The 18733-nt window shown below is 69.8% G+C and carries 16 protein-coding genes; 6 read left to right on the top strand and 10 right to left on the bottom strand.

The genetic code is table 11. The annotated features are described in order from the left end of the window. Positions 1–61 precede the first annotated feature (61 nt). Positions 62–319: a DUF397 domain-containing protein gene (locus CP983_RS00895; RefSeq protein WP_107910828.1), complete on the bottom strand. Its 258-nt coding sequence runs from the start codon at positions 317–319 to the stop codon at positions 62–64. Then, on the bottom strand, positions 316–1188 hold the full coding sequence (locus tag CP983_RS00890) for a helix-turn-helix domain-containing protein (protein WP_107910831.1): 873 nt from the start codon (positions 1186–1188) through the stop codon (positions 316–318). Before CP983_RS00890 ends, CP983_RS00895 begins: the two co-directional genes overlap by 4 nt. A gap of 315 nt (positions 1189–1503) precedes the next feature. On the opposite strand from CP983_RS00890, the gene CP983_RS00885 reads away from it, so the two are divergent. Then, positions 1504–1950: an ATP-binding protein gene (locus CP983_RS00885; protein WP_229914597.1), complete on the top strand. Its 447-nt coding sequence runs from the start codon at positions 1504–1506 to the stop codon at positions 1948–1950. 139 nt (positions 1951–2089) lie between these two features. On the opposite strand, the gene CP983_RS00880 is transcribed toward CP983_RS00885, so the two are convergent. After that, the gene (locus CP983_RS00880) at positions 2090–4171 is read right to left on the bottom strand and encodes an NPCBM/NEW2 domain-containing protein (RefSeq protein WP_150498118.1); all 2082 of its coding nucleotides are present in this window, start codon (positions 4169–4171) and stop codon (positions 2090–2092) included. A gap of 306 nt (positions 4172–4477) precedes the next feature. Between CP983_RS00880 and CP983_RS00875 the strand changes: the two genes are divergently transcribed. Further along, positions 4478–4918, top strand: a complete 441-nt coding sequence (locus CP983_RS00875) for a VOC family protein (RefSeq protein WP_150498117.1) — start codon at positions 4478–4480, stop codon at positions 4916–4918. 134 nt (positions 4919–5052) lie between these two features. Here CP983_RS00875 and CP983_RS00870 read toward each other — a convergent pair whose 3' ends face one another. Next, entirely contained in the window at positions 5053–5940 is an 888-nt protein-coding gene (locus CP983_RS00870; RefSeq protein ID WP_150498116.1) for an NAD-dependent protein deacetylase, read from the bottom strand. 228 nt (positions 5941–6168) lie between these two features. Here CP983_RS00870 and CP983_RS00865 point away from each other — a divergent pair, with 228 nt between their 5' ends. Further along, positions 6169–9624 carry a SpoIIE family protein phosphatase gene (locus tag CP983_RS00865; protein ID WP_150498115.1) on the top strand — a complete coding sequence of 1152 codons (3456 nt, stop codon included), beginning with the start codon at positions 6169–6171 and terminating at the stop codon, positions 9622–9624. Positions 9625–9634: 10 nt separating this feature from the next. On the opposite strand, the gene CP983_RS00860 is transcribed toward CP983_RS00865, so the two are convergent. From CP983_RS00860 to CP983_RS00850, 3 genes are all read right to left on the bottom strand, one after another. Further along, complete coding sequence (locus CP983_RS00860; protein WP_150498114.1) at positions 9635–11110, bottom strand: APC family permease; 1476 nt, start codon at positions 11108–11110, stop codon at positions 9635–9637. Next, on the bottom strand, positions 11107–12663 hold the full coding sequence (locus CP983_RS00855; RefSeq protein ID WP_150498113.1) for a GMC family oxidoreductase: 1557 nt from the start codon (positions 12661–12663) through the stop codon (positions 11107–11109). Before CP983_RS00855 ends, CP983_RS00860 begins: the two co-directional genes overlap by 4 nt. 94 nt (positions 12664–12757) lie before the next feature. After that, complete coding sequence (locus CP983_RS00850; protein ID WP_107910845.1) at positions 12758–14224, bottom strand: aldehyde dehydrogenase family protein; 1467 nt, start codon at positions 14222–14224, stop codon at positions 12758–12760. Positions 14225–14572: 348 nt separating this feature from the next. Here CP983_RS00850 and CP983_RS00845 point away from each other — a divergent pair, with 348 nt between their 5' ends. Together CP983_RS00845 and CP983_RS00840 are read left to right on the top strand one after the other, a co-directional pair. Continuing rightward, a complete protein-coding gene (locus CP983_RS00845) occupies positions 14573–15316 on the top strand; it encodes a phosphotransferase family protein (RefSeq protein WP_150498112.1) in 744 nt (247 codons plus the stop codon). A gap of 99 nt (positions 15317–15415) precedes the next feature. Further along, entirely contained in the window at positions 15416–15868 is a 453-nt protein-coding gene (locus CP983_RS00840) for a VOC family protein (RefSeq protein ID WP_125529670.1), read from the top strand. A gap of 57 nt (positions 15869–15925) precedes the next feature. On the opposite strand, the gene CP983_RS00835 is transcribed toward CP983_RS00840, so the two are convergent. Genes CP983_RS00835 through CP983_RS00825 form a run of 3 tightly spaced genes read right to left on the bottom strand, consistent with a single transcriptional unit; the run spans position 15926 to position 17813 of the window. Then, positions 15926–16168 (bottom strand): hypothetical protein, encoded by a 243-nt coding sequence (locus tag CP983_RS00835; protein ID WP_150498111.1) that lies wholly within the window; start codon positions 16166–16168, stop codon positions 15926–15928. Continuing rightward, positions 16165–17295 (bottom strand): hypothetical protein, encoded by a 1131-nt coding sequence (locus CP983_RS00830; RefSeq protein ID WP_150498110.1) that lies wholly within the window; start codon positions 17293–17295, stop codon positions 16165–16167. Before CP983_RS00830 ends, CP983_RS00835 begins: the two co-directional genes overlap by 4 nt. Positions 17296–17336: 41 nt before the next feature. Further along, positions 17337–17813, bottom strand: coding sequence for a hypothetical protein (locus CP983_RS00825; RefSeq protein ID WP_150498109.1), 477 nt, complete (start codon positions 17811–17813; stop codon positions 17337–17339). Between the two features lie 241 nt (positions 17814–18054). Between CP983_RS00825 and CP983_RS00820 the strand changes: the two genes are divergently transcribed. Next, complete coding sequence (locus tag CP983_RS00820; RefSeq protein WP_189748387.1) at positions 18055–18489, top strand: hypothetical protein; 435 nt, start codon at positions 18055–18057, stop codon at positions 18487–18489. The last annotated feature ends 244 nt before the right edge of the window (positions 18490–18733 follow it).

Genomic DNA, 18733 nt, shown 5'->3' with positions numbered 1-18733 from the left:
GTGTCATGCCGGGCGGGTCACGGCCAGGGTCTGCCGGCGGCCTTCCCACTCGGATCCTGGCTCAGCAGGCCGTCAGATGATCGGCCATCCCCTTCTTGACGCCGGCGACGAACGCCGCCATCTCCTGCGGGGTGTAGATCAGCGCGGGGCCGGTGGGGTCCGTCGACTGCCGCAACGCGATACGGCCGTCCGCGAGCTGCTTCGTCTGGACGCACTGGCCCCCGTTGGGACCGCTCCACGGGCTCTCCCAGCCCTGGTCGCCCAGATCCGAGGCGGGCATGCCGTTGTAGAAGGAGAACGGTTCGTCGGTGACGGTCATGAATACTCCTTGCGCATGCGATTCAAGAGGCCCCTGCTGTCCGCCGACGAGGTGAGCAGCGACATCCGGTTGTGCGCCTCGAGATGTGCGACGACATCGGACCGCTGGTCCAGGTACATCGAGGCGGACAGGATCTCGCTGTAGACGACGTCGGGCAGCTCCGGCTCCTCGAAACGGAAGTACGTGAACGGCGCACATGCCCCTACATGGGCGCCCGCGGTGAACGGCACGATGTCCACGCTCACATGGCTCAGCTCCGATACCTCCAGGAGCCGATCGATCTGCTCACGCATCACCTGGGCGCCGCCCACCGTCCGGTGCAGCACCGCTTCCTCCATGACCACCCACAGCGTGGGGGCGTCGGGCTTGTCCAGCAGGCTCTGGCGACGCAGACGCAGATCCACCCTGCGCTCCAGGTCCTCCGGATCGTCATTGGGGAAGCCGCCCTGCAGGACCGCACGGGCGTACCCGTGGGTCTGGAGTAACCCCGTGACGTAGTGCGGCTCGTAGGTGCGCAGTGTCTTGGCGCCGGTCTCCAGGCTGACGTACGCGCTGAACCAGGAAGGCACGACATCGCGGTACGCGTGCCACCAGCCCGGTTCGTTGGCCTGCTCGGCGAGGTCGACGAACTCGTCGACCTCCTGCTGCTCGGCCCCGTAGGTCTGCAGCAGCTTCTCGACGTAGAGAGGCTTGAGGCTGACCTCCGCCTTCTCCAGACGGCGGATCGTCAACGGCGTCACACGCAGCGCCTTCGCCGCGTCGTCCAGTGACATGCCCGCGTCCTCACGCATGTCGAGCAGCCGTCGGCCGAGGATCATGCGCAGCACGGTGGGTGCACTGGCGCCCGCGCTCGAACGGACCTCACTCACACCCGGACCTCCTGAAGGACTGTCATCAGCAGCAGTCTGACAGGTACTTGGTGATGCCACCAGACCGATACCGGCTCGCTGAAATTATCAGGCAGTGGCTTGCAGCATGAACTCCACTGGGAGCATAGTGAGTTGAGTGAACGACCCTGGCGAACGTCCACGCTGTAGGGCCAACAGGCGCTGCACGCATGTGAGTTGGCTGGCCAAGGGCGTCCGAGTCTCGGGGCACGGTCCGGAACACCCCTTTCCGGCGGGCCCGTTGCTCACCTTCCCGTCATCTGACTGCGCACGCTCACCGATGGAAGGCGAACCACCGTGTCCCCCCACACGATGCACCCCCCTCAGCTCCTGGACGTCGCCGACCCGGAGCGCACCCGCTGGCTCGAACTCCCGGCCCATCGCTCCAGTGTGAGAGTCGCCCGAGGCTTCGCGGGCAAGGGCCTGACCGCCTGGCGGCTGCCCGTCGACCTGGCCGCCGACGCCGTACTGCTGGTGTCCGAGCTGGTCACCAACGCCGTACGTCACACACACAGCGCACGGATCCTGTGCGGCATAGGGCTCGTCGCGGCCACCTGTCTGCGGCTGGAGGTCCACGATCATGGCCACGTCGCCCGGAGCCTGCCCACGTGCGAGCCGGGCCCCGAGGACGAGAGCGGCCGCGGACTGTTACTCGTGCAGGCCATCGCCGGCAGCTGGGGTGTCGACCGGTCGAAGCTCACGGGTGGCAACGTTGTCTGGGTGACCATGACAACGCCGTCCTGAAGTCAGGCGGCGAAGGGTCCCTGACGGGCGACCAGCAGGGCGCGGGGGGATGCGCTCGGTCGCCGGGGAGGGATCTGTAGCCATTACGGAATCGGCCGCACCCACGTGTGACATCACACGTGGGTGCGGCCGATTCGGATCAGCAGGTGGCGTTCAGGCCGGCCCAGTTGGCGCGGTCGTTGTAGCCGCCGTCACCGCCGTCGCCGACCACCAGGTCGAGCACCCGGACGCCGGACAGGTCGATGTCGGCCTGCCGGACGTCGTCGCGGCCCAGCACACCGCTGTCGAACAGCACCCGGCCGTCACCGATCACCTGGAAGGTGGAAGTGCCGCCCTCCGGGCCGACGTTGCGTACCGCGTCGTCGATGCCGACGGTCGTGGTCAGCCGGGTGCACCGGTCGCCGAGGTAGTACCGGACCGTGGAGGGCGAGGCGACCCCGAGGCCGGTCGGGTACTCCTGGCCGAGCATGCTGATCGGCGTCCAGCCGCCCACGCTCCGGTCGACCGTCGGGCTCATCCACCCGCTGGTGGCGCTGATCCAGTCGTGGTGCGACAGGACGACGCCGCCGTCCGGCGGCGCCGGTGCCACGACCAGCGGCGTGGCCGTCTCCTGCCGCAGCCGTCCCTTGCCGGTCACCTCGTACGAGGTGGTGGCGGTCAGGGTGCTGCTGCCCGGCGTTGCCGTGGCCGGCAGGGTCACCGTGAAGGCCAGGGTCGCGGAGCTGTCGGGCGTCAGCAGCTTCGGCGCCTTACCGACCGGACGGGCTGTCCAGCCGGTGGGCACGGCGAGTTCGACCCGCGGCGAAAAGACCGGCCGCGCACCGTCGTTGCGGACGGTGACCTCGACCCGGGCCTCGTCACCGCCGGCGACCACCGGGGCGACCCCTGCGGGCACCGCGTCGCCACCGACCTTCGTCACCTGCGGAAGGCCGGCGACGACGTGCGGAACACCCGGCCGGCCCGTCGCCCGACTGACCCGGAACAGAGCCGCGCCGTGGGCCGGGACGGCGGCACTGATGGTGCCGGCGCTCTCGGTGACCTGGTTGGTCCAGGCGTTCTTCAGGGTGAACCGATCCCCGGACAGCCCGACCGACGACGCCTTCGTGGTCAGGGTCGCCGGGCTGTCGCCGCGGTTCAGCAGCACCACGGCACGGTCACCGTTGGCCAGCCGCTTCACCCAGGTCTCCTTCGTCCCGGCGGGGCCGACCCGGACGGCCTGGACGCCTGCGGAGTCCTGGTTGATCGCGAGGACATCGCGGTCCGAGAGGATGCCGAGCGAGGTCTTGCTGAGCTTGCGGACGTCGCTGCCGATCACCAGCGGCGCGGCCGCCGCCGACCAGAGCGTCATCTGCGTACGGAACTCCTCGTCGTTCATGCCGAGTTCGGGTCCGAGGTAGTCCGGGTCGTTGAAGTGCCCCGGCCCGGCGGCCTCGGGGTGCCGCGCGTTCGCGTCGTAGTTCCGCAGCACGTCCTTGAACTTGATCTCACCGACGAAACCGACATCCGTGTACGTCCGCCAGGACTGCGCGATCGCCGGCGCGTAGGACCAGGAGTACGTCGACTGCTGCTCCTCCGGGTAGTTGCCCCAGTCCGGCGAGGTCACCGGGTTGCAGAGGTTGAAGATCATGGGGCGCCCGCTGGCGTTGTTCCGCAACGCCTGCGCGAACTCGGTGTAGACGGTCTTCGGGTCGAGGTCCGCGGCGATGCCGCAGAGGTAGTCCACCTTGACCGCGTCGAACTTCCAGGCGGCGAACTGGTTCGCGTCGCGCTGGTAGTAGCCGTGGCTGCCGAGCCCGCACTTGCCCGGGATGTACGGGCCGGCGTCGGTGTAGATGCCCGCCTTGAGGCCCTTGGAGTGGATGTAGTCGACCAGCGGCTTCAGCCCGTTCGGGAACTGGTCGGGGTTGGGCACCAGGTCGCCGGCCGAGCTTCGCGGGGTCGGTGCCGCCCAGTTGCCGTCGATCCACACGTACTGGTAGCCGGCGTCGCGCAGACCGCTGCTCACCAGGAAGTCGGCTATCGACTTGACCTCCGCCTCGGTCGGATCGCCGCCGAGCGCGTAGTAGGTGTTCCAGCCCATGTACGGCGTCGGGCTCAGCACTTGCTGAGACGCCGACGCGGAGGCGGCGACACTGGCGGCCGGGGGGACGGCCCGGGCGGATGTCGGGACGACCAGCAAGCCGGCCAGGAGAGCCAGGAGGACGGTGAGTCTTCGTTTCACATCGGATCCTTCGCTGTCCGATCAGGCGTGCCGAACAGTCCCGGTCGTGAGTCTGAGGTACCGCAGCCCAGGGGAAGGTACGGCGGTCGTTCTTCGGACCAGTCAACGCCCGCTCGCCTACGGGGTGGTTGCCAGGATCTTGCAGCGGTCATCGGTGCGCGTCAATATTAATTACTAAATTAAGAGTTAGCCGCTCTTCGGAGCGCGGCCACCGCTTCCTCCGTGGGGATGTCGAAGGCGGCTTGTCAGCTACGTCTCCAGGGAAACGGCGGCTACCGTGGCCGTGCGTTCCTGAGGAGGGCCGGCATGACGATCCAGCGGATGGACAACGTCCTCATCGTTGTCGACGACCTTGACGCGGTCATCGCGTTCTTCGTCGAACTCGGCATGGAGCTCGAGGGCAAGGGGCCGCTCGACTGGCGGGGAGCGGAGCGTGTGATCGGCCTCGATGACGTCCGGCAGGACGTCGCCATGCTGCGGGTCCCGGACGGTAATGGCCGGGTGGAGCTGGCGAAGTTCCACCGGCCGAAGGCCATCACCCCGGAGCCGAAGCACGCGCCGGCGAACACCCTAGGTATTCGGCGCGTCATGTTCGCCGTCGACGACATCGACGACGTCGTTGCCCGCGTGAGGGTCCACGGCGCCGAACTCGTCGGCGAGATCGTGCAGTACGAGAACGTGTACCGGCTCTGCTACGTCCGCGGCCCCGAGGACATCGTCGTCGGACTCGCCGAGGAGCTCGGCTGAAGGTCACCCGGCCGATCCAGCACGGGGCGCGAGAACCGCCGCTGAGCGATAGCGTCGTGGTGCCTTGCTCGGTGACAGGACGACAAGGCTCGGGCCGCCCCCGTACGACCGCGCCCTGGTTCGGGGGCGCCCGCCTACCCCTCCATCGGCACGCCGAGTCGTTCGGCGACGGTGGTGAGGGCTGCTCCCAGTGGGAGGCCTACGCGGGTGACGGCGTGGCGGTCGCCCCGCGTCGGGTCCCGGTTGATGATCAGTACCGGTTTGCCGGTCTCGACCGCCAGCCGGACGAACCGAAGCCCGGACATCACCGTCAGTGAGGAGCCCAGGACCAGCAGCGAGGTCGCCTCACGGACCAGCGTCCGGCACTGTTCGACCCGTTGCGGGGGGACGTTCTCACCGAAGAACACCACGTCAGGCTTGAGGATGCCGCCGCAGAGCGCGCAGGGCAGGACTCGGAAGTCTCCGACCTGTTCGTCGGTGAGGTCGGCGTCGCCGTCCGGGTTGATCGCCGCGGCCACCGGATCGAAACCCGCGTTGGCCTCCTCCAGGCGTTCTGCCAGCTCACGGCGCGGGCTGAAGGTGTCGCAGGAGAGGCAGACGACCCGCTCCAGGCTTCCATGGAGCTCCACGACACTCTCGCTGCCCGCGGTCTGGTGCAGGCCGTCGACGTTCTGAGTGATCACGCCGGTGAGCAGACCGTGCTGCCCGAATGCGGCCACCGCCCGGTGCCCGGCATTGGGGAGGGCGCGACCGAAGGTGCGCCAGCCGAGGTGGCTGCGCGCCCAGTATCGACGTCGGGCCTGCTCGGCGGCGGTGAACTCCTGGTAGGTCATCGGCGTGTGCCGGCTCAGGCTCCCGCCCTCGCCTCGGTAGTCCGGGATACCCGACTCCGTGGAGATGCCCGCCCCGCTGAGCACCAGCACGCCGCCGGTGTCCAGCGCATCGGTGACCGGCTGAAGATCAGTGGTGGCCGACGGCCAGTCCTGGGCCGGGGCCCAGGTGAGAGTGGGGCGCATGCGCATGCCGCCAGGGTACGCAGCGGGCTGCCGTCAGGGTCTCTGCCGAGCGGGGCCGGAGTCGTGACCAGAAAATCGCATTTTAGGCCTCTTTAATGTTGTAATTCTCGCAGGAGTGTCGCCAGAACCATCGGATCCGGCGTCCGATCTGCCCGCAAGGCTCGCAGCGAGTGAGCGTCGGCAGCCTTGGGAGGGCGCAGGCGGATCACCAGGCGCCAGGAGGAAGATTTCTCGATGACCCGGCCCGACGACCCGCGCACCGCGGCGGCCCGGATGTTCGCCGAGGCCGGTGAGTTCGGCGAGCTTCTGTCCGGGATCGAGTGGGCGGCGACCCCGCTCGGACCCCCCGAGTCCTGGCCGGGACCCCTGGTGGACACCCTGCGCCTCATGCTCACCTCCGAGCACGGCATGGCCCTCTACTGGGGCACCGAGTTCGCCACGCTGTACAACCTGGGCTCCTCACCCATCGTCGGCGCCAAACACCCCTGGGCACTCGGCAGGCCCTACAAGGACGTGTTCCCCGAGGTCTGGGCCCACCCCGTGAGCTCCCACTTCCACTATGTGGTCGACACTCGCAAGTCCCTGCTGATCCCCGACGAGCCGCTCATCATGGAGCGCCACGGCTTCCCGGAGCAGTGCTACTTCGACTCCTCCTTCCAGCCCGTACTGCTGGACGACGGCACCGCCGGCGGCGTGCTCCAGATCATCACCGAGACCACCGGCCGGGTACTGGGCGAGCGCCGGCTGCGCCTGCTGAGCGAGACCGGCGCCCGCACCGCCGGGCTGCTCACTCCCGACGAGGTCGCCCGCGTCGTAGCGGAAGTGCTGGGCTCGTATCCCGAGGAGATCCCGTTCATGGGCCTGTATCTGGCCGCCGAGGCGGGGAAGCTACGACTGGCCGCCTCCGCCGGGCTCCAGCCAGGAGCTGGGGAGGTCTCGGGGAGTACGGCGGACGCGTCAGAGATCGTGGCCCGGCTGGCGCAGGTGGCCGCCGAAGGTGCCCCTGCCACGCTGCCCGCCGCCTCACTCACCAACACGGCCGGGCAGCACACCGCCGCCGCCTGGCTCCCCGTCGAGGAGGTGCTGGCCCTGCCACTGGACTGTGCGGGGCAGGTGGGCGGAGTCCTGGTCGTGGGCGTCAATCCCTGCTTCCCGCCGGCTGGGACCTACCGGGACTTCCTGGAGGTGCTCGCCGCCGCCGTCGCCGGGGCGCTGACGGCCGCGCTCGCCCATGACGAGCAGCGCCGGAGGGCGGAAGCACTGGCCGAGCTGGACCGAGCCAAGACCACCTTCTTCGCCAACGTCAGCCATGAACTGCGCACCCCGCTCACCCTGCTCCTGGGCCCTCTCCAGCAGGCCCTGGCGGACGAGGCCCGGCCCGAGCGACGCGAACAGCTTGAGCTGGCCGAGCGCGGTGCCCTGCGCCTGCTGAAGCAGGTCAACACCCTCCTGGACGTCGCCAAGGCCGGGGCCGGGCAGATACGCCCGACCCTTGAGCCGGTCGACCTCGCCGGTGTCACGGCCGAGCTGGCCGGGGTGTTCCGCTCCGCCTTCGAGGCGGCCGGGCTGACGCTGGACGTGGACTGCCCGCCGCTGCCCGACCCGGTCTCCCTGGACCGGGAGATGTGGGAAAAGATCGTCCTCAACCTGCTCAGCAACGCCCTGAAGTTCACCTTCACCGGCGGCGTCCGGGTCCAGGTGGCTTCGGCCGGGGACCGGGCCCGGCTGACCGTGACCGACACCGGCACCGGCATCCCCGCGAGCGAGCTGCCGCGCCTGTTCGAGCGCTTCTACCGGGTCCGCGGCGCCCGCTCCCGCTCCCACGAGGGCAGCGGCCTCGGCCTGGTGCTGGTGAAGGACCTGGTGGAGGCACACGACGGCATCGTCGGCGTGGACAGCCTGCTCGGGCAGGGCACCACCGTCACCGTGGACCTCCCTTTCGCCGACGCCCACCGGACCCGCCCGGCCCCGACCGTCACCGCATCCCCCGGGGAAGCCTCCAGGAAGTCCGGCCGACCGGGCCGCGCCGCGGCCTATGTGGACGAGGCACTGGGCTGGCTGACACCTGACCCCGCCTCGCACACCCTGCAAGCACCCGCGACCCACGACTCCAGCCCTGAGGAAACCGACCGCCCCCACCGGCCCCGCCTCCTGGTCGTCGACGACAACGCCGACATGCGCGCCTACCTCACTCAGCTCCTCCAGACCGACTACGAAGTGCTGCCCGCCGCCGACGGCCGGGCTGCCCTGGAGATGGCCCTGGCAGAGCCGGTGGAGTTGGTGCTCAGCGACGTGATGATGCCCCGCATGGACGGCTTCGAGCTGGTCAGGGCGCTGCGCGCCGACCCGCGCACCTCCCGCCTGCCCATCGTCCTGCTCACCGCCCGCGCCGGTGAGGAGGAATCCGTGCAGGGCCGGCAGGCCGGCGCCGACGACTACCTGGCCAAACCCTTCTCCGCGCGCCAGTTGCTGGCGCGCGTCCGCACCGGGTTGGAGCTGTCGCAGCTGCGCGAACGGGCCCTGACCGAGACCCGCGACCAGCTCGCCGTACTGGCCTCCCTGGCCGACGCGGGCCTGCGGCTGTCCGCCACCCTCGACCCGGACCAGATCCTCCGGACCGCCGGCGAGATCCTGCTGCCCGACTTCGCCGACCAGATCAGCATCCACCTCACCGACGCGAGAACCACTCCGGCCCAGTCGCCCCCTGCATACATCGAAGGCACCCCCCTTCTCGCCCGGGAGGCCCTGGCCACCGCCGCCACCCAAGCGATCAACGGCACCGCCCCGACCCGATCAGGCCCGCACTCGTCACCCGCTTCCGTGCTGGCCCTGCGGCTCCACGCTCACGACCGCACACTGGGGGCCCTGGTACTGGTCCGGCAGGCCGACTACGACGCGGTCGAGCACAAATATCTGGAGAACCTCGCCCACCGCCTGGCCCTGGCCTACGACAACGCCACCCGGTACCACAACGAGCGCCGCCTCGCCCTGACCCTGCAACGCGCCCTGCTGCCCCACAGCCTGCCCCACGTGCCCGGGGTACGCCTGGCCACCCACTACGGGGCCAGCAACCGCGGCGCCGAGGTCGGCGGCGACTGGTACGACGTGCTCGCACTGCCCGACGGCGGGGTCGGATTCGCCATCGGCGACGTCATGGGCCACGACGTGGACGCTGCCATCGTGATGGGCCAGCTCCGCTCCGCCCTGCACAGCCTCGCGATGGAGGGCGCCGGCCCGGCAGAGGTGCTGGCCAGGCTCGACGCCTACCTGCAGTCGATCGCCACCGAACGCTTCGCCACCTGCCTCTACGCCGTCTACGACCCGCACCGTCATCGCCTGCGCTACGCCGCCAGCGGGCACCTGCCGCCCCTGCTGATAGCCACCGACGTCTCCTATCTGGAGCTGCCGCCGGCGCTACCGCTGGGACTGGGCAGCACCCCGGTCGACCACGAGGTGGCGTTCCCGCCCGGCACCAGCCTCCTGCTGTACACCGACGGCCTGGTGGAGAACCGGGCCCTGTCCCTGGACGGCTGCCTCGCGGCCCTGCGCCAGATCTGCGCCACGCTGCCCGCCGCCGCCCGCACCGACCCCCAGCGGATCACCGAACGAGCCCTGGAACTGCTGAACACCCCCGACCGCGTCGACGACGACACCGCCCTGCTCGCGGCCACAGCGGAACCAACGCCTTGATGCCCCCAGGTCAGTCGGCGGGCAGACCTTGCTTCTCCGGTACAGCGTCGCCGGCGGGGGCGTCCCCGCGGCCGTAGTGATGGGTGGTGAACATGTAGAGCAGGCCGGTGCCCACGACGACCCCGCCGCACAGCAGGACGATCCAGTTCTCCCACCAGGACTTCTCCGGGGACCGGGCCCAGGAGATGTTGATGATGGCGAGGATGCCGTAGACCAGCGCGGCGACGTTCACCGCGAGGCCCCACCGCCCGAGGGTGAACTCCCCGGCCGGGCGCCAGCCCTTGAGCCGGGCTCGGAGCGCGGCCAGGACGACCATCTGGAACGAGCCGTAGATGCCGAGGATGGCGAACGACACGATGTTGGTGAGGGCGTCCTCGGAGAGCAGTGAGGCGAAGGCGATGAGCAGCGGGATCGCCGCGGACACGAACAGCGCCCAGCTCGGCACCGCACGGGCGTGGACGAACCGCCGCAGCAGCCGATGCCCGACGATCATCTCGTCACGGGCGTAGGAGTAGATGAGCCGCCCGGCCGCGGCCTGGAGGCTGATCGTGCAGGACAGGAAGGAGATCAGCACCACGGCCATCACCGTCCGCGCCCCGGCCTCGCCCATCGCGTCGAACAGCACGTCCACCACCGGGTCGGTCTGCTCGCCCGAGATGATCGCGTTGAAGTCCGTGACCGACAGCAGCAGCGACATGCAGGTGAACGTGGCCGCCGAGCCGCCGATGTAGATGGTGCGGCGCATCGCGCGGGGGATGACCCGGCCCGGGTGAGCGACCTCCTCGGCAGTGTCGCCGCACGCCTCGAAGCCGTAGTACTGGTAGAGGCCGATGATGCCGGCTGCCAGGAACGCCGGCAGGTAGGAGCCGTCTCCCTCGACACCGTAGGTGTCGAAGATGACGCCGAGGCCCTGGTGGCGGTGGGTGGACAGCAGGTAGACGCCGACGACGAGGGCGCCGATGAGCTCGCCGGAGAAACCGATGAGCGCCGCCGTCGACAGTGCCTTGGTGCCCATGTAGTTGACGAGGATGGCGACGACGATGAGCACGGCGGTGCACAGCACGGTGGTGTGCACGGTGGCTCTGAAGCCGAAGAGGATGGCGATGTAGGGGCCGGCGCCGTACGCGACGGAGGTGATGGTCACCAGCAGCGCCCACATGTACACCCAGCCGGTCATCCACGCCCAGCGCTTGCCCCACAGCCGCCGGGCCCACGGGTAGACGCCGCCCGCGATGGGGTACTGGGCGACGACCTCGCCGAAGATCAGCGCGACGAGGAACTGGCCGCAGCCGGCGACCAGGAACGCCCAGATCATCGGCGGTCCGCCGTCGGCGATCGCGATGCCGAAGAGGGTGTAGGTGCCCACCACCGGGGAGAGGTAGGTGAAGCCGAGGGCGAAGTTGGCCCATGGGCTCATGTCCTTGCGGAACTCCGAGCCGGGCTCCCCGGTCGGGACGCCGGACGCGGGAGATGGCGTAGCGGTCATGGCCGTGCCCCCTGTTCCTTGGCGATCAGATCGGCCGCGCGTTCGGCGGCGAGCAGGACGGTCACCATCGGGTTGATGGTGGGCATCGTCGGGAACACCGACGCGTCGACGATCCGCAGGCCCTCGACGCCGCGCACCCTCAACTCCGGGTCGCAGACGGCCATCGGGTCGTCCGGGGCGCCCATGCGGCAGGTGCCTGCCGGGTGGTAGACGGTGTGCGCCGCACGGCGGCCGTACTCCGACAGGTCGGCGTCGGAGACGACGTCCGGGCCGGGCGCCACCTCGCGGACGAGCCAGTCGCGCAACGGGTCGGTGGCGGCGACCTCGCGGGCGACCCTCAGCCCGTCCACGATGGTGCGCTCGTCGTGGCCCTCCGGGTCGGTGAAGTACCGGAAGTCCAGGGCGGGATGCTCGGCGGGATTGGCGCTGCGCAGCCACATGCGGCCGGTCGAGCGGGCACGCGGCACGTTCGGCGTCATGCACACTCCGTACTGCGGCACGGGGTAGCCCAGGCGCTCGGTGTTGACGGTGAACGGCACCTGGTAGAAGTGGAACATCAGGTCGGGGCGCGGCTGGTTCTTGTCGCGGCGCAGGAACAGCCCGGCGTCGGAGTCCATCGCGGAATTGGGCGGCAACGGGCCGGCGGTCTCCCAGAGGATCACCGACTCGGGGTGGTCCAGCAGGTTTTCCCCTACGCCGGGCAGGTCGGCGTGTACGGGGATGCCCAGGGCGCGCAGGTCGTCGGCCGGGCCGATACCGGACAGCATCAGCAGGCGCGGGGTGTCGATGGCTCCGGCGCACAGCAGGAGTTCACGCTCGGCACGCACGGTGCCCGGCTCGCCGTCGGCGCCGCGCACGGCGACACGGGTCGTCCGCCCCGACTCGTCGGTGAGGAGCCGGTGGGCCCAGGTCTCCAGCAGGAGTGTGAGGTTGGGCCGGTCCAGGACGGGGTGGAGGTAGGTGACGGAGGCGGAGGAGCGCAGGTTGCCCTCCGGCTGGTAGGCCAGCGAGAAGAAACCGGCGCCGTCTGCGAAGGGTTCGGCGTTGAAGTCGTCGACGACGGGGACGCCGAGGGCGCGGGCGGCCGCGGTGACGAAGTCCTTGGCGATGGGATTGCGGTCGGCCTCCGCCACCGGGACGATCTCGGTCAACAGCCGCTCCCGGTACGGGAGGATCGTCGCCGGGTCCCACCCGGCACAGCCCCGGCTCACCCAGTCGTCGAGGTCCTGCGGCAGCGGCAGGAAGCTGATCAACGTGTTGTGCGAGGAACAACCGCCGAGGACACGGGCACGTGAGTGCAGGATGTGGGAGTTGCCGCGCGGCTGCTCGACGGTCGTGTAGCCGTAGTCGAATTCCGAGCCGAGCAGGTTGATCCAGTTGCGCAGGCGCAGGATGCGTTCGTCGCCGACGTCGCTGGGGCCCCCCTCGATGACGCAGACGCGGCAGTCGGGGTCCTCGCTCAGGCGGGCGGCGAGCACGCAGCCGGCGGTGCCGCCGCCGACGATGACGTAGTCGTAGGCGGACTCGGCGCCGTGCGGGGTGGTGGGGGCCATGCGGTGCCCTTCTTCGTCGGCTGTCGCGCAAAGGGGCGCACTGCCGGTCTGTCGTGGTCGTCGCGTCGTGGACGGGCGCTGAGTGGCCCGGAGGTCAGCCCTTGAACCAGCCCGAGCGAGCCGGGGCGAGGTTCTGGTAGATGTGCTTGGCCTCCTGGTACTCGCGAAGCCCTGTCGGCCCCAGTTCGCGCCCGACGCCGGAGCGGCCGAAACCGCCCCACTCGGCCTGCGGCAGGTAAGGATGGAAGTCGTTGATCCACACGGTGCCGTGCCGCAGCCGCTGCGCGACGCGCTGGGCACGGCTCGCGTCGGAGGTCCACACACCGCCCGCCAGGCCGTAGCGCGTGTCGTTGGCCAGCTCGACCGCCTCGTCCTCGGTGCGGAAGCGCTCCACGGTCACCACAGGCCCGAAGACTTCCTCCTGGACGATGCGCATGGATCGGTCGCAGTCGGCGAAGATCGTCGGCAGCAGGAAGAAGCCGCGGCTCAGGGCGGGGTCGTCGGGGCGGGTGCCGCCGGTGACGAGCCGAGCGCCCTCCTCCCGGCCGACGGCGATGTAGCTCTCGACCTTCTCGCGGTGCGCGGCGGAGCTGAGCGGACCGCTCTCGGTGCCGTCCTCCAGGCCGTTGCCGAGCCGGATCGCCCGCGCGCGGTCGGCGTACGCCTCGACGAAGCGGTCGTGCAGCGAGTCCTCGACCATCAGACGCGAACCGGCCGAGCAGACCTGTCCGGCGTGCAGGAAGGCGGCGTCCAGCGCGTAGTCCACGGCGGCGTCGAAGTCGGCGTCCGCGAACACGATGTTGGGATTCTTGCCGCCCAGCTCCAGCGCGATGTTCCTCGGCCCCTGCGCCGCGCTGGCCATGATGGACCGTCCGGTGGACAGACCGCCGGTGAAGGACACCAGGTCGACCTCGGGGTGGCTGGTGAGGGCGGCCCCTACGGTGGCTCCGGAACCGAGCACCAGGTTGGCGACGCCGGGTGGCGCACCGGCCTCCTCGATGAGGCGCATCATGGCGATCGTGGTGAGCGGAGTGATCTCGCTCGGTTTGAGGACGAAGGAGTTGCCGGCGGCCAGGGCCGGGGCCACCTTCCAGGAGGCCTGGAGCAGCGGGTAGTTCCAGGGGGCGATGAGCGCGCACACCCCGACCGGCTGGTAGACGACCCGACTGAGGACGTCCGGGCCCACGTCCACGACCCTGCCGCCGTCCTTGCCCGCGAGCTCGGCGAAGTACCGGAAGGCGTTCGCCACGTCCTCCACATCGATCCGACCCTCGGTCAGCGTCTTTCCGGTGTCGAGCGTCTCGGTGCGGGCGATGTCCTCCTTGTCCCGCAGCAGCAGATCACGGACGCGCAGCAGGAGGTCGGCCCGGTGACGCGTGGGGGCGTTCGCCCAGTCACCCTTGTCGAAGGCTCGCCGAGCAGCGCGTACGGCACGGTCCACGTCGGTGGCGTCGGCCTCGTCGACGGTGGTCACGACGGACGCGTCGTAGGGATTCACCACCTCCCGCCGGGCACCGCCCGCAGCCTGCGTCCACTCACCGTCGATGTAGAGCTCACCCACCGCGGGGCCTCCTTCGCGTCCGGCCGGGACCGATTGATCGGTTCGACGTTTCAGCAACATGGCCCATGGGATGGTCGACGGCCGCGGGACGCACCGCCGGGGTTGCGTGCGGGCGGCCCAGAGGACCCGGGTGGGCTAGTGGTACGGCGCGGATGGCTGACCTGGGGATTGATGCGCCGGGTGGGCCGACGCGAAGGCAAGTTGGGCGTTGCCCCGCGCCTGGTGGCTCGACCTGGCGGCACCGCTGCTGTGTACGAGGCCGCCGACCAGCGCGACGTGATGGGCCACGCAACGCGTCGCGACAAAACCCGGCGACATCGACGACCGTCCCCGGGACACTGGTCGCCCATGGATGAGGTCGAAGTCGTCGTCGCCCATTCCGAGCGCGCGACCCTGCGCGTCGGCGACGTGTTCCTGAAGGTGGACGCCGATCAGGCGCGCATCGATGCCGAGGTCGAGGCGATGGCCCTGGTGCCGGTGCCGACTCCTGAGGTCCTGTGGCGCAAGCCGCCCGTCCTGGCGATCGCCGCGGTCCCCGGGACGGTGCTGGGCCGACTCGGTGAGCCGTCGACCGCGTCTCCGGCGGTGTGGGCCGCGGTGGGCGCGGCCGTCCGCAAGCTGCACGACACGCCGTTGCCACCACGACTCGGCCGGGCCCGGGGGCTCGACGAGCTGATGGCGGAGCTCGACGTCGAGTGCGAGTTGCTCGTGACGAACGGCGTCCTGCCGGCCGACCTGGTCACCCGCAACCGCGAGGTCGCCGAGGCCGCACTCAGGCCGTGGACTCCGGCCTTCACTCACGGGGACCTCCAGATCGTCCACGTGTTCGTCGACGGCGACGAGGTCTCGGGCATCATCGACTGGTCCGAGGCGGGCCCGGGTGACCCCCTGTACGACCTCGCCACGCTGACACTCGGACACGAGGAGCACCTCGACGACGTCGTCGCGGGCTACGGCACCGACGTCGACCTCGACGTGATCCGCGCATGGTGGTCCCTCCGCAGCCTGCTGGCGATCCGCTGGCTGACCGAGCACGGCTTCGACCCGACCGCGCCGGGCTGCGAGGTCGACGTACTGAAATCCCGGATGTGATGCTGCGCGAGCCGGCTTACCCCGGTCGTGTTGATCGGCGATAGCGGAGGCTCATCCACCAATATGGAATGAAAGATCCCATGTACCTGGAGGGCTCGCATGCAAGCTGAGGGGTTCCCCGCGCCGGATTCCGGACTGCTGCTCACTCACTTTCTGACGGTGGCTGACGTGGCCCGTTCTCGCGCCTTCTACACCGACGTCCTCGGCGGCGAGGTGGTGCTTGAGGAGAACCCCTGCACCGTCAGGCTCGCCAACGGATGGATCATCATGAACCCGGGAGGTGGTCCGACCCCCGACAAGCCGGACGTCACGCTGCGCCCGCCCACCGACCCGAGCACGGTCAGCAGCTTCCTCAACCTCCGCGTCGCCGACATCGAGACCACCCACCGGGAGTGGACCGCGAAGGGGGCCGAATTCCTCACGCCGCCGATCGACCGCGGAGCCGAGCTGCGGTGCTACTTGCGCGACCCGGACGGCTATCTCATCGAAGTCGGCCAAGCCACAGGAATGCTGCACGGCATCTACGCGGACCCGCCTGCTGGCACGAGCTAGCCCTCCATCGGGCTCTTCGATTCAGAGGGTGCGCCGAAGTGACGGGGAAAGGTGTCGTCAAGACCCGCAGTCGCGGCCGGCATCGCACTGCCAGCCGGAGAAGCCGCCCTCACGGGGATTGTCGATGTCGTGGTCGAACTGGAGGAACCCCCATGCCACCCAGACGATGAAGGCGATGCAGAGGGCGAGTCCGGTCCACAGGGCCACCTTCTTGAGGAGGCCACCGCGGCCCGCGTCGTCCCGAGTGGTGCTGTCCGGCTTGGGGCGCGGCGGTCCGGCTGGAGTGTGACGGCCCTTCACGAGCGGGCCGTCATCTCGTCGGACGAGCCGGACACGTCGAAGTCCTGGGCCATGCCGGAGGTGTGGAGGTGGGCGATGTCGGCCTGTTCCAGGTCCATGCCCATCGGACCGGGACCGCCGCCGGACACCGTGGCGCGGTGCTCGCTGGGGATGCCCCAGTCGTAACGCTTCTGGACCTCGACGTGGTACTTGATCTCGTCTCCCTGCTTCTCCCCGACGAGGCGGTACTGGAAGTGGTTGAGCGCGTAGTACCACTCCATGCTGCGGTCGCCGTCCGCCGGGTTGGGGGCGGTGGAGGACCACTCGGTGGTGAACGGCCCGTCTCCGCGCTTGCGCACGTCGTTCTGCAGCGTGCCATCCACGTCCTTCCGGAAGGCCGGAATGTCGTTCATCATCTGCTGCGGCTCGACCTCGACGGGCTTTCCGCTGCCGTCGAGATAGTGCTGGACCAGGCCGGCGGCCGTCGGCCAGCCCTTCATGACGGCGAAGTAGGCGGCGACGTTGTTGAGCTGGTTGTAGACCTGGCGGTCCTTGGCGGTGGGCTCCACGATGCCGAACCTGCGGTTCTCGGATTCGAAGTTGCCGACCGTACCGAAGATCACCTTGAGGCTCTTCGCCAGCCACTCGTCGTCCTCGGCGGCGTCATCGAGCAGAGTGCGGACCCGCGTCTGCAGCGAGTCGGCGGTGTTCCTGCGCTCGTCGAGCATCTTCGGGGTCTCCGGGTCGTTCGGGTCGTACATGACCTCCCACTCGACCGTGCCGGAGTCCGTGATGTTCATTCCCTCGGTCAGCGCCTCCCGCTGGAGGTTCTCGGCGCGCAGCTTCAGGCCCGCGAGGCCCTTCACGCCGCCGCGGCCCGTCGCACCGTCGGCCTCCGTGTCAAGGAAGTTCCGCAGGGCCCTGACCTCCTTGTCCAGCGCGTCGATATCCATCTGGACGCGGTCGCAGTAGTCCTGCGCGGCGCGGCCGCCCTCGCCGCGCCAGTGGTCCTCATGGAGAGGCTTCACCACGTCGTCATGGAAGCCCGTCCTTGCCTCCGTGAGCTTTCGGTGAACTGTCACCCACTCGTCGGCGAATGTCTCCAGTCCGGCGACGTCGAGTTGCAGCAGTGCGTAGAAGCCGGGCATGTCCTGTCCCCGTGTTCCGGTGCGGTCGGTGGTCCTCAGGCTCACGAGAACTGTGAGGCGGTGCGCGTCTCGTTGGCGTCGTAGGCGTCCGCGCTGAGGCGGAAGTTGGCCGCAGCCTGGTCGAGCCGCTGCACAACGACGTTGTTGAGCGCCTCCCAGCGGCCCTGCAACTCGTCGAGACTGCTGGTGAACTGCCACCCGCCGGCCGCACGGGCCAGGTCGCTGTTCGCGTCCTCGGCCACGCCCCGCGTCTTGCGGATGACCTCGGACGCCGTCTCGCAGTCGTCGGCCCGCCTGCGCAGGAACGAGGAGGTCACGCCGACGTCGGGATCGGTACCCCACGGCGCCGGCGGGGTGGGGCTGGGGTTCGGCGAGGGCGACGGCTCCGGGCTCGGGCCCCCGTCGCCGTCCGATCCCGGGTCGGACGGTGGGGGAGCCGGAGTGGGGCCGGGCGTGGGCCCCGGAGAGGGCTCTGCCACGGTCGCGTACGCCAACCTCGGGTCGACGGGCTCGCTCATGATTCTCCCTCGGCCGTCGGCACGCGCTTCCCCCGTGGAGCGCGACGACAGCTCACTTTAAAATGTACACGACAACCAAACGGACGCGCCTGCTCTGGACCACCCCGCCCGACCTCGAGGAGGGGGCAGACTCGACGGGCTGCCGTGGCCGATAGACGCTTCTGTCGGTGCGCGGCGCTTGACGCCGTGGCGTAGGTGGTCTTGGTCGAACATGTTTGCTGCCGAAGGGAGTGGCAACGCGATGTCCATGAGCCCTTCGAACAACGACACCAGTCAAGATTCCGTATCCGCGAAGGCGGCCGCGTCCAAGGCCCGTCGCACCACGTCGCGGGCGACTGCTCCGGCGTCGAAGGCGGCGGACAAGGCTGCCGACAAGGCCGGTGACGCGGCATCAGCCGCCGCCGGCGCCGCCGAACGGACTGCCAAGGCAACCACTTCGGTCGCTCATACGGCAGCCCAGCGCGTCGAGGCCGGTCGCATGGCAGTCGTCTCCGCCTCGGGGCAGGCTGCCGCGTTCGCCAAGTCGACCTGGACGCTCATCGCCAACCGCAAGATCCTCGCCGCGGGCGTGGGCGCAGGGCTGACCGCGCTGAGTGCGATGTCGTACGCGGCGGGTCGGCGTTCCGGTCGGCGCACCTTGGGTCCGATCACCCGTATGACCGGTGGCCGGATCTGACACGCGGGGCTGCCTCATCCGCAGCACAGGCGAGCATGCCGACCCAGTAGGGCGGCAGCGACTTCGTACTGGCCGCAAGGCCGCGTTCGACGTCGCTGCCGCCCTACTGCATCGGTGTTGACCGACCGACGCATCAGGTCCTACGCCGGTCAAGCTGCCGGGCCCGCTTCGGCGAGGTGTACGCCTGCCGTCGGTACCGCACGGAGGTGGGCTCCCGCGTCTGAGCGCTGCAGCGGCTGAGTAC

The organism is Streptomyces chartreusis, assembly GCF_008704715.1.
GTDB lineage: Bacteria > Actinomycetota > Actinomycetes > Streptomycetales > Streptomycetaceae > Streptomyces > Streptomyces chartreusis.
This window is presented reverse-complemented; position numbering and strand designations above follow the sequence as displayed.

Coding starts and splice junctions, on each gene's coding strand:
- CP983_RS00825 (WP_150498109.1), bottom strand. CDS start 17,813: ATGAGCGAGCCCGTCGACCCGAGGTTGGCGTACGCGACCGTGGCAGAG.
- CP983_RS00870 (WP_150498116.1), bottom strand. CDS start 5,940: ATGCGCATGCGCCCCACTCTCACCTGGGCCCCGGCCCAGGACTGGCCG.
- CP983_RS00895 (WP_107910828.1), bottom strand. CDS start 319: ATGACCGTCACCGACGAACCGTTCTCCTTCTACAACGGCATGCCCGCC.
- CP983_RS00860 (WP_150498114.1), bottom strand. CDS start 11,110: ATGACCGCTACGCCATCTCCCGCGTCCGGCGTCCCGACCGGGGAGCCC.
- CP983_RS00840 (WP_125529670.1), top strand. CDS start 15,416: ATGCAAGCTGAGGGGTTCCCCGCGCCGGATTCCGGACTGCTGCTCACT.
- CP983_RS00875 (WP_150498117.1), top strand. CDS start 4,478: ATGACGATCCAGCGGATGGACAACGTCCTCATCGTTGTCGACGACCTT.
- CP983_RS00845 (WP_150498112.1), top strand. CDS start 14,573: ATGGATGAGGTCGAAGTCGTCGTCGCCCATTCCGAGCGCGCGACCCTG.
- CP983_RS00865 (WP_150498115.1), top strand. CDS start 6,169: ATGACCCGGCCCGACGACCCGCGCACCGCGGCGGCCCGGATGTTCGCC.
- CP983_RS00830 (WP_150498110.1), bottom strand. CDS start 17,295: ATGCCCGGCTTCTACGCACTGCTGCAACTCGACGTCGCCGGACTGGAG.
- CP983_RS00820 (WP_189748387.1), top strand. CDS start 18,055: ATGTCCATGAGCCCTTCGAACAACGACACCAGTCAAGATTCCGTATCC.
- CP983_RS00855 (WP_150498113.1), bottom strand. CDS start 12,663: ATGGCCCCCACCACCCCGCACGGCGCCGAGTCCGCCTACGACTACGTC.